Origin of the sequence: Butyrivibrio sp. AD3002, from assembly GCF_000420905.1 — a bacterium.
GTDB lineage: Bacteria > Bacillota > Clostridia > Lachnospirales > Lachnospiraceae > Butyrivibrio.
Genome location: NZ_ATVV01000007.1, coordinates 98564 through 113555, shown reverse-complemented (window position 1 = coordinate 113555; position 14992 = coordinate 98564). Strand labels below are relative to the sequence as shown.

The window sequence follows — 14992 nt, the reverse complement described above, 5'->3', positions numbered from 1 at the left end:
CCTTATTTGCACTCAATTAAGCATATGAAAAGAGACAATTAAGAAATTATAAAATATCCTTCTTCTTGGTGCCAACGCTCTCAACAACGGAATCCCCGATGAAAATTTTATAGGTCTTCCCTAAACTTTTCCCATGCATCCTCATGAGTTACAAAGTATCTGGGACACTCCTTACCGGTAACATCGTAATGTCTGATAACATGATTTTTCTTTAGTCCGAATTCCTTCATGAGCCATCTTGTAAGCTTCAAAAATGATTCATAAGAAGCGTCCGTGAACTTTCCGGTATCGTCGGGATGACTCACCTCAATGGAGATGGTATCATGGTTTCTGTCATTACTTGCTGCCGATCTCTCATTCAAGGGAAGACACATAATGATCTCACCTTCCATTCCCACAACAAAATGAGAGCAGACATTGGAATCCTCGTGATTGAAAAAGTCCCTGTTCTGCTGCGCTGTCGTTCCGGGATTACCAACATAATGGATTACGATATCATTTATTCCATCCAGTGAAAGTCCGGTTCTCGAGGGATTACCCTCATCTATCAGTTGAACATCAATCCATTCCGGAATCTCTACCGTTTCCGCATACTTCACATAATCAATCGGTTTGAAAGTTTTGTATACTATGAAACCGAGTATTACTACTACGATTAATTCGATCAGCAAAATAACTGTACGCGCTTTTTGCTTTTTTCTTCTTTGGGCGACCATCTTCTTATGCTCACTTTTAATTTATAGAATATAATGATGTAGGTGTCAAAAGTACCTTTTGACACCTACATCATATTATTAGTTTATTATTCAGTAAATGGATTTGTTGTATCTGTAATAATCGGCTTTACATATCCATCTACTTCTGTTACCTCAATCTTGTACCATTTTTCAGGACTGATCTCATGCAGGTAATAGGTTCCGAGACTGAGCTTACCGATATAGAATGCACCGCCATCTCCCGATTTGCGCTTCTGCATCGTTCCGAGCGCTCCGTTGCCTGACTGATATTTCTTAAGTTCCTCAAGACTCGACGCTATCACGGTCTTATCGGGTCTAAGTATCTCAAACTCTTTACCACTTAGAGGATACTGCTCACCATCAACTTTCTTAAGAAGAAGCTTTCCTCTCTTCAGGTTGATGTTGATTATTCCGTACTTTGCAACATCCAAAGTAGTGTCTGCAGTGTCTTCATCGATCATCCTCTGGATAACGAAAGTCTCCTCGGAATTCTCATATCCCTTAAGAAGTTTAACATTATCATTACCTACTGTAATTCTGTATACATACTTGTCATGATACTTGTACTTCTCACCTTCCTTCAGGTCGGGATCTGCACCCTTCGGCATATCCTTATCAAGATAGTAATCTGCCTCGTAGTCCTTAGGCGCTGCTGTCTCAACCATGTAGTAAGTACCTACCGGGACACTGAATATTACATTAGCCTTCTTGTCCTCGGTGGAAGTTGGTATAGCTTCACCGATTGATACAACTTCATCGGTTGTTACATCCTTATCTCCATCCTTGATTGTAATATTCTCGTAGGCTTTTCCGTTGCCGGCAAGTACATCGGCTAACGTATTATTATCACCGGTCTTGGCAGTATCATAAATCTTGAATTTTGCTCCGGCTATTACCTTTCCGTCTCCGTCGATCTTCTTGAAGAATACCTCTTCGGTTCCACCGTTGATAACCTTGATGTAATTTGTGATGACCTTATCGTTTTCATAGTCAACACGCTTCCAGTCCTTATCGCAAGGTTCAATCTTTCCGTAAGCAGGCTTAACCTTGACATCATCCTTCTTCAAAGTAATCTTGCTGTTATCGTCAATTGTGATCTTGAACTGCGGCGGATTTACGTAATCCTGGTAACCTACATAGCCTTCAGGAATTGTCTCCTTGATGACATAAGTTTTAACTTTATTTTCCTTAGCGGAAGCTGCCATGGTGATATCAAGCAAGCCGTCCTTGTCTGTCTTAGCCTCGTTAACCACTGTAGCATCATTCTCAAAGAAAATCGTATACTTTCCATCATCAAGCTTATAAAGTTTTAGCTGGTCCTCCTTACCATCTCCGTCAACTTCAAATACCCTGAACTCAACATTAGCCATTGTCTTTTCAGAGCCATCATCGTTCTTTTGGTTTCCGTCGACCTTCTTGATGCTTAGTATCGAGCCCGGTGCATAAGTGTTGAACAGATTGTTCGCTACGCTTGTTTCCGGATTAAATTCAACATCAGGTGTATGCGGCGATGTCGAGATGGTATCTGTTTCAGGATCCCAGTCCTTAAGCTTCTCATCATCAGCATTACCTGTTCCGGTCTTGTTGTGCTGAAGCTTAATTCCATAGCTTACCTTCTTTACTTCATCAGTGAAGTTGTAATTCTTCTCTGTTAATGTAAAGGTGTGATCCTTCTCATACTCATCGAAAGCTACTACCCAGGTGAGTTTTACCAGCTTATTGCCATCAGCATCAGTGGAGTCGTTTCGCCTGATATAACCGAATATATTCGAATAAGCTCCAAGTTCTCCTTCAGACACCCTGGCCACATCTTTGCCCGTATCATCTTTCCTGGTTCTGTCGTACAAGGCAAGCTTAACAACATGATTTTTATTTTGATTGTCATCAAGTCTGATATAGAAGCACTTATTATTATCATTTGTAAGCTTTTGACCTATTGTTTTCAGGCTATCATTATTATCATAGCTATTCTTGGCATTATCCATGATACCTTCTATAGCATTAATAGTTGTCGGCTCTTTGAAGGTTTTTGTTATGGTAATATAGCTCTCTTTTTTGGTCAGCTTTCCATCGATATGGAATCCAATCTCATCACTGGACTGATACTTAACAAAATACCAGCGAAGCGTGTAGTTATCAGGTGTGAGCTCATCAAATGGTATGTAGTTGTCAGCATCAGCATCTGCCTTACTCAGATATACTTTTTGCTGTTTATTTCTAAGAATACTAAGTGCTTTCTCATCCGATGGCAGATATGGAACCGACCATTTATGTATCTCATTATTTCTTAAGGTAGTCGGATTTGGATCGTAGTTATTGGTTCCTCTTACATCCGAAGACAATCTCGGCGCAAGTTGATGGAACTTATTCTCCATGTATCCGTCATCCGTATATCCATCACCATATAGTTCATATCTGATGGCATTATCGGTCTTTAATACCTCTCTCTCTGTCGACAGATTCCTGTCTGAATACGGTGCAATCATCCAATATTTCACGTTTGGATTAGTAGGTGATTTGAACTCATCCGGATACTGAATGCTTCCATCGGGATTTACACCATGCATAATGGTTCCGCCCACATGAACAGCATACTGACTCAGTTCCTCACTGATAGCAACAAGTTCGTCCGCGTCAGTATATGTATTATCCGGAACATCCGCAATCCTTATGATTGAGAAGCTGACATTAGCCATTGTTCCATTCTGGAACTCATATACCCACTGCGCGGTAAGTGTGACTACGCCTTCATCATTCATATATTTTTCAAGACTGATTGTATCTCCGGGCTTTATAATATCGCCGTTATCTGCCTGCCAATATTTAAACTCATACGTGCGATAATTATCATTACCAGCGGTCTTCAGCCTTTGATACATGTGATATAATCTGGAATCACTCTCAGTGGTATTTCTTATATCACGAACTTTATAGTTATGAGTTTCCGTTTCACCGATAATCATCTCAGTATTATCAGGGATTGCATTGCCGCTATCATCAACTGCAGCCATAGGCAACTCATTAATTCTGTTACCGTTAGCATCAATCAGATATCCATAGTTAGTCTGGGCATGCGGAATCACATATTCAACGATTACGGTGTCGGGATCATACTCCCATAACGACTCGAAATCGAAGGCATTTTCCGTCCTTGCGGAAATATCAACTGTATCGCCCGGATTATATATTGTTCCGGTTGCGGTATCTCTCCAGCCCTTGAAGATATACGCATGGGTATACTTCTCGCCCTTGGAGATATACTTAGTAACCTTGGGCTGCTTTAATACAATACTGTCTCCCTGGAACACAATTGTCTCAACAGGCGACAACTTGTCCGCAGTTCCTTTATCCCCGGGATCCTGGTTATAAATGTAGTGAACTGTTTTCATAGGTTGCGCGGAAGAAATATAATGCCACGAAAGAATATCTTCAATACTTGTACTTGTTTCATAATATGGCTTGTCTCTATTACTTGCATTAAATCTCAGACACTGATCCGTAATGGTTGTACTTAGTATTCTATAGGTTCTCGTAGTCGGAAGTCCCTCTGTACCAATCTCCAGTCGAGGTGCCATTACTAAAGCTTCCGGTGCGTCTGATAAAGAAACATTACCGTTCTTAATTGAAAGATATTTTGTACTTCCACCTACGTTACAGGAAATATAATGTTGCAGTAACTGCCCTTCAACTTTCTCAAAATGCCAAACCGTAAGCACCTCATTTGGATCATTGATAGTTGTTGCTGTAGATGTTGTTTGCTTAAATGGCGGATCTGATATATTTATTCCTTTAAGTGCACCAGCTTTATACGGAGATACTTCTCCAAGCAAAGCTCTATAAAACTCGTTACCAGTCTCTCTTTTGGTGAAGATAATAAAATCACCATTTAAGCTGATATCATCTACCAGCAAAAATCTAGCCTCTTGAGAGTCAAATGCTGCACTGGCATTAATAGACGCTTTGTTTACTGCCGCTGCCTGTAAAATATTATGTCCAAGATAATTATTGTTAGTATCCTTAATCAAATGATAAGACCCCATATCACTAACAATAAAAGTTGATGCTGCTGTCGTATCATTCACAATACTTAGTGTTTTATCAGCATTCACAGCAAAATACTTATTTCCATTATGTATATAATATCCACTACCGGAAGAAGTAAATGTCCATCTTGAAACATATGATTTATAATTAGGAACTGATTGCCGATATCGCTTTTCATTAGTTCCTCCGTTATAATTGGTTAAATACCATCCATCATAAGTAATTACATAGAATTCCTTTCCATCCAATGCCTTATCAACGTTGTCAATAACATTCGTTGACAGTATCAGCTGGGCATTAGTCGAAGTCGCACCAGTCTCCGTCATGTTGAATGAACTACTTGAATATCCCATAAAGTTGGTAGCGGTCTGCGCATTACCAATAATGTGATATGTTCCCATATCACCTACTACAAACGCATCAGCTGATGCCTCCGTTGTAGTTATTCCCAGTGCAGCTGTCGTACCTGTAAGGTAATTGCTTCCCTGATGGATAAGGTATCCACCCTTAGCGTCATTAAATGTAAATGTCCACGGTGCTGCCGCAAAAGGATTATCTGTTCCGTTTGTAGTTGTATCTAAGTACTTTTCACCTCTTGAGATATAATACGTCTTGCCATCATATGTCTTATCTATGAAGTCTGCTCCGTCAGCTGTTTCCGATACAATCAGCTGATTATCCGCAATAACACCACCCGTATATCGTCTTGCAAATCCGTCGGTGGCATTATATCCCAAGAAGTCTCCTGTGATTTCTGCAACATAATGATATGTTCCCATATCACATGCTGTAAATACGGCAGCATCGTCACTGTTAGTGGTTATAATCCACTTATTTGGATCAGCCGGATCCTTTCCGATATAGTTTGTATCCTTACGGATTTTATATCCGTTTCTTACAAATAAGAACTCCCAACTTGTGGCATCAGAAGCGGTCGCAGTACTTCCAAGAGATGTTCCGTCAATCTTAAGGTAGTTACTTCCGCTTGAATCTCTTATGAAATATGCGTCACCATTTATACCGGAATCGGAAACATCTTCTGCCTCATTAAGAAGAAGGTCATTTCTTCCACCAAGAGAAGTATAGCCGGTTATAGTATTAAAATCGGTTGTTGCTGCTGTATAACCAATATATTTCTGGGCATCTGTGCTGTTTGCCTTGCAAATCCAGTGGCAATTGCCCATATCACTTGCTGTAAATACAGTTGCACCGCTCTTATCTGTAATGCCCCACGCTGTGCCAACTACTCCGATATAGTTATCACCATAATGAATGTGATACCCATCTGCATAAGTTGTAAATTCCCATGGAGTTACATTATCTTTATTTGTATCGCTGGTCAGAGTAGTTCCGGTACGTGAAAGGAACTGTGTATTTGCTCCGTCATAAAATGAAATGTAGTACTTCTTATTTGCAAGCGAAGCATCGAAAGCATCCCACTCTATTTCAACCATTGTATAGACTGAGAAACCATCGGTATTAAACTCAATAACATTTTCATTTACACTTGAATCTACAACCTTGGTCTCATCACCAAAGTGAACGATTCTTATTTCTTCATTTTCCCGGCAAACCTCATCCTGCATCAGCTGGATTGAAACTTTGACATCCTTGCTGGGCTGATATGTATCTCCGCTCTCCGAATCCACAAAGGAGATATCAAATACTCTTGCAAGCTTTATGAGCTCACTGCCGGCTTCTGCTGCCTGCGCACTCTCCTCCACATATCCTGCATATTCTTCTGTATCACTTGTAACTTCAGACACCACAAGTTCTGCATTCGCAGGAATTCCGGATGCATTATCATAGTCCACAGTGATTGTGTAAACATTGTCATCTGTGGTATAGACTTTCTTCTGCTGAATCGGCTGTACGATAACATAGACAGAGAATCCGTCAGTTTCAAAACTGAGCGAATCTGCCGCGTCGTTGGAGGCCGGGTTATCGGACACTATTCCTTCCTCGATAGCCTCATTTGTCACCGTGGTTTCAATAAGCTCAGGCTCATCGTCAGTCATGTGAACCGCTGTTATCTGGTCATCCACAAACAGCTCATTATTCTGATAAAGCTGCTCTGTTTTAATCTCCAGGGTTACAGGTGCCTGAGGCTGAATCTCCTCGCCGTCCTTTACAATTGCGATATCCAGTGCTCGCACGCTTGCGACATCTTCAGTCGTAATTTCCATCGCCTCTGTCGCATCATTAACAAGCTGAGCATAGTCGTAATCCTCGCTATCCTCCGCGATATCTATAACCTCAAGTTCAGCGCCTTCAGGAATCTTTGCATCCTTTCCGAATGAGATACTGATTCCCTTATCCTCATTAACAAGAACGCCTTCAACGCTTTCGTCTTCTTCCTCTTCTATTTCCGCTTTGATTTCTCCGGAATTCGTCAGTGCCTCTTCAGCATTGGGGTCCGATTTCTCTGTATTATCAGGAATAATATCACTGACAGCTTCTTCAGGATTTACAGCCATCTCCTCTGTACTTTGAGCGTTCTCCTCAGCAGCCGGATTCTCCTCGGGAGTAACTGCCTCTGCTGCTTCTGCTTCACCTGCATTTTCGCTGCTTCCGTTTTCTTCTGCGGGCGCCTGTTCCTCTGTGTTTTCTGCGCTTTCTGACTGCGTACTTTCAGCCTCGGCCGGTGCCGCTTCATTCTCTTCTACTGAAGCTTCGGTAGAGCCGCTCTCCTCAGGTGTCTCGGCAGCTTCCTCGTTTGAAGGAGCTGCTTCTTCAGTAGATTCTGTTCCGCCGGCTGTGTTCTGCTCAGCTGTGTTCTGTTCAGCTGTGTTCTGTTCAGCTGTGTTCTGTTCGGTACTTTCCTGTGTTGTTTCTTCCTTCTCCGTTTCAGGAATAGGTTCGGTAATCACAGCCTCGGCAAGAGTTCTTATCAGATTGCTATTACTGATATCGCTTGCCATTGCCTTTATCTTTGCAAAGGGATCAATATGTCCCTTAGGACGCTCTGCTATACTGGTTCCTGAATTTATAACAAGCTGCTCAACTATAGGCCAGTCTCCGTAATGACTGTCTGTATAGAAAAGTTCATTGGATGTAATGTTACTGAGCTGGGACGCAAACTTCATTGTGTAAATTGCAGGCTGAAGTTCCATCTCATATCTGTGAGTCTTCTCACCTCTTGCTATCGTCAGGTCAGAACGGGGTATCATGAATTTGTTGTATTCATACTCACCGTTTGCACTGTCGTCAAGAATCTCGTCATCTATTGCTTTTGTCTTATCCTTGTCATCCTTCTCTGTTCCGCCTATACCCTTGAGATATTTTCCGTCTGTAGTAGGATTTATTATTTCAAAATAGTGATTGGAAACAGCTCCACCACCGCCACTTCCGATAAAGCCGCCTGCGGTTCCTTCATTTTCAAAGAATACCTGACAAGCCGCATAACAATTTGCTATGTTTCCGCCGTCAGCACTGCCTGCAAATCCACCTACAGTAGCTGCTGATACAGAACAGGTTGTATAACTGTTCTGTATTGTAGCTCCGCTTGATGTACCGACAAAACCACCTGCGGAAGATGCTCCTATTACATTAACTCTTCCTCTGGTATTTGCTGCCGTGCTCTTATCATATTTTCCTGCCTGTCCGTTACTGTCTGTAATGGTATGTCCACCGGACTGACACATATTGATGGATGCGCCGGATCCTGCTTTTCCGATAAGTCCGCCGCTATTTCCTGATGCTGCTCTTACATAAAGTGCAGCTGAGCATCCGGTCAAAGTACCGCCTTCCATCTCACCGATAAGACCACCGACGTTCTGACTTCCCGTAATCTCATACGTCGAATCATCAAATCCTGCTGTGGTTGCACGGGCAGAGTCTCCGCCTGTAGTACTCAATTCTCCGTTATAGGCAAGTACATTTCTGATTTCTCCGCCGCCGGATACTTTTCCCGCAAGTGCTCCTGCATTTCCTGCAGAATCAACAACAATATTCTTAATGACGCAGCCGTCAACCGAGGTGCCGGTCATTTCACCCACAAGTCCTGCGGTACTGCCGGTACCTGTAACCTTCTTTGCTACAGCATCCGAGAAAGTGTTATATACAAAAATATTTTTTACGGTGGAATTTTCAAGCTTGCCGGCAAGCATACCGGTAGCCTGATTTCCAACAGTGTTTTTAATGTCAAAATCAGTCAAAATGAGATTGGCTACAGTCAGATGCGGCTGCACACCGAAAAGACCGATATTCCTGTTGCTCCCTATAAGAGCATAGGACGAATCGGAAGTATCTATTCGAAGTCCCTTAATAAAATGATATTTGCTTTCTTCATTCTCTACCTGGCCATTTTCCTTCTCGGGATCTTCGGCCTTGATGCTGTTTGCATCACCAAGAGGAACTGCTTCCTCCGGGTCATCGAATCTGAGACCGTTAAAGGATACCAGCTCTTCATTGTTAATCGGAGTAAAGTTCCTAACCTTGTCTTTAGAGAGATTTTCCTCTTCATCCCACTCAATATCCTCAAGAAGGACTGCTGCTATTTCTCCGCCTGTTCCCTCACCTGCTGCCATATTTGCCTTAACATGTGAGAACTCATAGTCAAGGTTCTGAAGATGGCGGGGGTATACAATTTCTGCTACAGAGATTCCGTTTTTGACATCAAAATCAGCAAAGAGGCTGTTCTCCGGCGCTGATATAGCACTGGCTCCTCTCACGTTTTCCGAATATTTTGCACTGCCGTCTCCGGAATCCCAAACCTTTACGGACAGAGTGATATCGTCACCGGGTGTAATGCTTGATCCAAGCTTTCCGCCTGTTCCACCTGCCTTGATATCCTTGAACTGGAGCTTTTTATCAAGGGAATCAAGTTTTACATATCCTATAAGGGCATATCTTCCATTATTATCAGTAGCTGCACCAAAGCAGGTTGCCGGGATAGTGGTTCTTATATCGGAAGTTGTAATAACAATTCCTGTCTTACCGTCAGTCTCCAGGAAGTTGCTGTCCTCATCCTGGGCATAGTTCTGCCAGAAAATCTCGTTTGCAGAGATATCTATATCTTCACTCTCACTCTTTTCACCGCTAAGTGATACTTTAAATGAGAGATTCTCTATCGCTCTTCTTGTCTTCTCATCAGCGGATATCTTTATAACTCCGAGAAGCTCTCGTCTGTTAAGGATCCATGCTCCTACCCTGAGGCCGCTCTTCGCCGCTGCTCCGGCTCCGTTGTTAGCACCTTCGGAGTAGTAGCCTACATATGAATTGTAAGCAGCTATTCTGTCCTCGGGTGTTCCGCGCAACGGCGCGCTTGCACTCTGACAGGTCAGGGAAGCAAGATCTGTTCCTGCCTTTTCGAGATTTTCACTCAGAATAACCGCATAAATATCAAGGCTTACGGGGTCATACTCAATTATCCAGTAATCAGAGCCAAGCTCAACTTCCAGTGTTCTGTCATTTGTGAAAAGCGCCTTGGCTGCACTGTCTTCGTCGGAAGTAATATATGCAAAGGTTCCATCTTCATTTGTGAACCTTCTTGCACTGTAAAGGGTCTCAACAACTGCTTTTGTTACTTCCTCACCATCATCATTCTCGGTGACTTCCGTCTTATTCTCTGTTACGAACAGTTCCATCATCCGGCTCTCAGCGGCATAATAAACAGCCTCAGCTCTTTTATCAAGGTGAGACTGTCTCATATTTCTTATAATCCTGATCCCGGCCACAACGCCAAATGCAACAAGCGCAAGCAGAATAGCAACTACTATCAGCAACTCTGCAACTGTGAATCCTTTTGATTTGTTTCTTCCACGTAAAATATTTCTAGTTGACCCAACTTTTTTCATAAACAACTAACTCCCCGATCGTTATATTTTTTATCCTTTCAGACTTAATTTTCTATTGTAAAAATATTACCTTTTACCGTGTATCTTCCTGTCGCAAGTTCTTTCCCCGTTTTATCGGATACTGCTATCGAATAGCTGAATGTCCCTGCTTCTTCGCTACCTTCACTGTAATCTATGTTAAAACTGCTTACATACAATCCGTTCGCATATTCAAAAGGCGTTCCGCCTTGGCTTCCAACTATCGGATAATAGTTCTTTCCGGTTTTTGCATTTTTCAGGCATAACGTTGTACCTTCAAGTCCCAGTGTGCATCTGCCGCCCAGGCGTGCGCTTCCGTCAATAAAAGAGACTTCCCCGCCCTCAACAATGACATCACTTGCTACTGTCAGTTCGGATCTTACAAAATCTGCCAGCGTAGAAACTATCATCTGAGCCTTGGATCTGTTGGTGCTTTGAATATAATGCTTACTTGCAAGACTTATGGATTCAGCCACAAGCTGCGTAGCCAGGAGCAGAATAATAATGGCAAGGAGCATTTCCAAAATAGAAAATCCGCCACTGCTCCCTTTTATCCTTTTTCTGTAAAGTTGTCTTAACTTTAATTGTACAGTCTTCATAGTGTGTTTGGCTAGTCTATACTAAAACCTGTTACTGTAACCACATTGTTACTATTACCTTCAGTATATACCGAATTCTCTGCAGACTCCTTATTTGCCCTGGTTGCAGCCACAATTGCACCCGGCAGCATTATAAGTGCCAGCACTCCTATAAGAAGTGCAAACAGCGTTTCTATAAGCGTTTCACCGCTTTTTGACTTAATCCTTTTTCTTAGTTTTAGGAACATCTTTAACCTCAACCATTATCCGTACCGGTTACATACATACCATCCTTCGACCAGGATACGTAGGTTATTCTCTTGGTCTTTCCCTTATTCTTTCTACCCGGTATTTCCTGTTTCACAGTCTGAGCCGATCCCGGAATTGTAAGTGTAAGCGGATAGTCCGCTTTATCGGAATCCACCCATACATCCACTGTTATGGTGTAGGAATCATCCATGGTCATCTGTCCGGAAAGGCTTCCCATATCATCAAGACCTGAATATGAAAAGCTTATATTTCTTGTAACTGAATCACTTCCACCGGTTATGCTGTCCGCCATCTGTTTAACAGCATCCCCGAAGCTTCCTTCGAGTCCGGTCAGTTCTGAATCTTTTCCCTCTTTTTTTGTATAAGCCGCGTCTTCCTTCATGCAGCCCTGAACAAGCGCTATCGCCTGAGTTGTAGCAAGATAGGCCTTTTCCTCATACCTTTCGGCGTCGGTTCGTTTTGCATTAAGAATTGACGCATTTACAATCGCGATCGATACAAACGTAACGATAATAAAAATTAACAGTGCGATTATCATCGAAGCACCGCGTGTATTTAGTTTTTCGCGGATCTTCCTGTTAGTTGTCATTAGCATCCTCCGGCAACTCCTTGTCGGGAGTACCGCCCTGCAACGTCTCATAGAAAGTTCCTGTCAGGTTGACATCCACATCCTGATCCTGAACCGTAAGTTCTCTTTCCACAGGTGATACAACAATGCCTCCCACAAGGCATCTTATCTCGCTTTCTTCAAGAGCCTTAACTACTTCCTGTGCCTGCGCATAATTTCTTGCTGTAAACTTCATGACGAACTCTCTTCTGATGAGATCGCCTTCCCTGGTAAGATTAGTGAAATTCACAGAGTAATCTGTTGTATTGCCAAGAATCTTATGCAGAAAATCAATTTCCGACTTGCCTGCATTATAGCTTGGCATATAACCTGTCAAAGCTCCGCCGCCCGCATCATATTCTTCTGTCATGGCTTTTATCTTTTCGACTCTTGCCTTGGTAGCTACGAGCTCGGTTTCAAGAGCCTGCTGTTCAACCCTGGCGGAATGGATTCCATTCTCGATAGGAGTGAATACAAACAGGTAATACAACGCTCCCACAATTACCAGTGCAAGTATCACAAGAAGCGTCTTTTCATTTTTGGTGAAGTCTTTATTAAGTATGTTCACTTTCAATTCTCCTCTTCAGAAGATCCTTTTGTAAGGTGCACCTTTATCTGTGCCGTCACACCGGCATCTGTTTTAACTCCATCCGTTTCTTCAGTCAGTGTCTTCGCAGATACTACAGAACAGCTCTCAACTATATCCTCTTCTTCCATAACTGTCGTAAGTTTGCTTACACTGTCCAAATCATTTGCTAAGAGATCAATCGTAAGTGTCTCTGACGAGAGATCCATGAACTTAACCTTCATTCCCTGACTGCCTATCAGGTCTATAAGCTTAAGTGTGTCGACTCTGCTGACCCTGCTCTTTTCCTCATCACTCATCTGATCCCAGCTGTAATGATAGTACTCCTGTGTCAGTTGCTCCGACTCCTTGATAAATTTGCTCTGCTCATTAATCTGCTGCTGTAGTTCGTTTGCTCTCTCCCTCTCATTTGCGAGAGTATTAAGTCTGTCAACAAAACCGAATTTTCCTATGAGCAAAGCTGCCACTAAGATTGCTGCAATTGTCCCGAAAACAGCCTTGAGATTTGTCTTCTTTTTCTGTCCCGCAGATGCCAGATTGCTGTTTGTGGCAACTCCTAATGCATCACTTAGAAGCACTCCGACTGACCCGTAAGTAACATTGATTTCTTTCTCTTTATTGTAATTGGGATAAAGCTCATCCATTGTAACAACGGTTTTATCGAGTCGCTCCTTGAGCATTTCCACAAGCGGCTCTGTCATTGCTCCCGTTCCGCAAAGGACAATATCCTTAAGTCTCGAAGTCATATCGGACATTTCATAGAAATTCAGTCCCTTAAGAATTTCAATCGAAATATCCTTGTATGCATTTACTGCTGATGGAAGCTTGTCGCAATCCTGATACCGACTTCTTAAGTAGGTTATCGCAAGATGGGTATCCACGTTCAACTCATCGGCAATTGCGCGGATAACCTGATCTTCACCGACATCTATGAAGTGCGAAAGCTTAAACTCTCCGTTTTTGAATATCATCATTCGTATAGCTCTTCTTCCTATATCCATGAAGCAGCGCTCTTTTTTAATCTCTTCTTCATTTCCAAGGGCACCGATCAGTGCTTCATATACAGAGGTTTCGGGAAGTGCCTTAACAAGTTTAAGTCCCGCCTGTTTAAGGGTTTCACGTATATTTGCAAGCGAATTAACCGGGACCGCATAAGCAAGCAAATTTATGGTGTTTTCATCATTGCTGGCGCTTTCTCTTTTTACATAATCAAACACGTACTGATTGAGTTCTCCCTGTATGAGGTCCTTGAACTCAAAAGGCACGTTGAATCTCAGCTGATCATCTGCAATCTTCGGCATCGTGATATTTTTTACAAAAATATCGGAATCCGGAATTACATAAGCAGCCGTTTTGCACTTAATGCCTTTTTCCTTTATCTGCTCTCTCAAAAAATCCGCAAAGAGATTCTGGGAAATTATTTTAGTACCTTCAACAATATTGTCAGGTATCTCTTCCCACTCCGATTTACGTACTATTCCGCCCTTCATAAGCGTCAGAGCAAGTCTACCGTGTGTTACACTTATTCCCAATACTCCGTCATTCTTTGGCATTTTTTTACCCTCTCATATTAGTTTAAAATACCAGGCTGCTACTAAGTCTCCGAATAACAAAACAATGTATGCTGCTACTGCTATCGCCGGCCCCAGCGGAAACTCCTTTGAGGAACCTGGCATTAGCTTCTTTCTTATCAGTGCAAAAACTATTCCCAAAACACAGGATAATATAAGCAGTTCATATGAACGGACAGGTCCCATATATAACCCGAGGAGTGCAAATAATTTAATGTCACCGCCTCCAAGACTTTCCCGTCCAATAAGCTTATCTACAAGGATGCTCATTATGAGCATCAAAGCTCCGAAAATAAGTCCCGTAAGAATCCTTATTCCAAGCGTATATAAATCGATTCTTCCGGTAATAATTTTTATCACGGAAAAGATTACCCAGCTTACAGCTGCCGAAAGAATCAGTAAATTCGGTATTTCCAGAGATTCTATATCAGTGATCGCCATTGCAAAAAGCAGACCCACCAATATCCAGCTTTCGGCAAATAGTACGGGATCCCTCTTCATAAAAATGTACAGGACCACCGACAGTACCATAAAGGCCATCTCGGTCAGGGGATATCTGATCGATATCTTCTGTTTGCAGTATCTGCATTTACCACCGCTTATCACATAGCTGAATACCGGAATGAGATCTATGGCTTCGAGCTGATGGTAACAGCTCATGCAATGACTTCTGCCTGTCACAAAATCTTCATTCCTGACTATGCGCATGGCCATGCAGTTTAGGAAGGAACCAAACAACAGCCCAAATAAGGCTACGCATATTGTGTAGTAAAGTTCCACTTT

The 14992-nt window shown here is 42.3% G+C and carries 8 protein-coding genes; all 8 read right to left on the bottom strand.

The window, feature by feature from the left end; genetic code table 11:
* Positions 1-107 precede the first annotated feature (107 nt).
* Complete coding sequence (locus G596_RS0107005) at positions 108-671, bottom strand: peptidoglycan recognition protein family protein (RefSeq protein ID WP_242829170.1); 564 nt, start codon at positions 669-671, stop codon at positions 108-110.
* Between the two features lie 131 nt (positions 672-802).
* Positions 803-10579 (bottom strand): prealbumin-like fold domain-containing protein, encoded by a 9777-nt coding sequence (locus G596_RS0107000; protein ID WP_022761127.1) that lies wholly within the window; start codon positions 10577-10579, stop codon positions 803-805.
* Between the two features lie 44 nt (positions 10580-10623).
* Entirely contained in the window at positions 10624-11196 is a 573-nt protein-coding gene (locus G596_RS0106995; RefSeq protein WP_139176222.1) for a hypothetical protein, read from the bottom strand.
* Between the two features lie 11 nt (positions 11197-11207).
* On the bottom strand, positions 11208-11423 hold the full coding sequence (locus G596_RS0106990; protein WP_022761125.1) for a type II secretion system protein: 216 nt from the start codon (positions 11421-11423) through the stop codon (positions 11208-11210).
* Between the two features lie 8 nt (positions 11424-11431).
* Positions 11432-12034, bottom strand: coding sequence for a hypothetical protein (locus tag G596_RS0106985; RefSeq protein WP_022761124.1), 603 nt, complete (start codon positions 12032-12034; stop codon positions 11432-11434).
* Positions 12024-12620, bottom strand: a complete 597-nt coding sequence (locus G596_RS0106980) for a type II secretion system protein M (protein ID WP_022761123.1) — start codon at positions 12618-12620, stop codon at positions 12024-12026. The genes G596_RS0106985 and G596_RS0106980 overlap by 11 nt, the downstream gene beginning before the upstream one ends.
* Before the next feature lie 2 nt (positions 12621-12622).
* Entirely contained in the window at positions 12623-14191 is a 1569-nt protein-coding gene (gene pilM, locus G596_RS0106975; RefSeq protein WP_022761122.1) for a pilus assembly protein PilM, read from the bottom strand.
* Between the two features lie 12 nt (positions 14192-14203).
* Positions 14204-14989 carry a prepilin peptidase gene (locus G596_RS0106970; protein ID WP_081646667.1) on the bottom strand — a complete coding sequence of 262 codons (786 nt, stop codon included), beginning with the start codon at positions 14987-14989 and terminating at the stop codon, positions 14204-14206.
* Between the last annotated feature and the right edge of the window lie 3 nt (positions 14990-14992).

Coding starts and splice junctions, on each gene's coding strand:
- G596_RS0106990 (WP_022761125.1), bottom strand. CDS start 11,423: ATGTTCCTAAAACTAAGAAAAAGGATTAAGTCAAAAAGCGGTGAAACG.
- G596_RS0107000 (WP_022761127.1), bottom strand. CDS start 10,579: ATGAAAAAAGTTGGGTCAACTAGAAATATTTTACGTGGAAGAAACAAA.
- pilM (WP_022761122.1), bottom strand. CDS start 14,191: ATGCCAAAGAATGACGGAGTATTGGGAATAAGTGTAACACACGGTAGA.
- G596_RS0106995 (WP_139176222.1), bottom strand. CDS start 11,196: ATGAAGACTGTACAATTAAAGTTAAGACAACTTTACAGAAAAAGGATA.
- G596_RS0106985 (WP_022761124.1), bottom strand. CDS start 12,034: ATGACAACTAACAGGAAGATCCGCGAAAAACTAAATACACGCGGTGCT.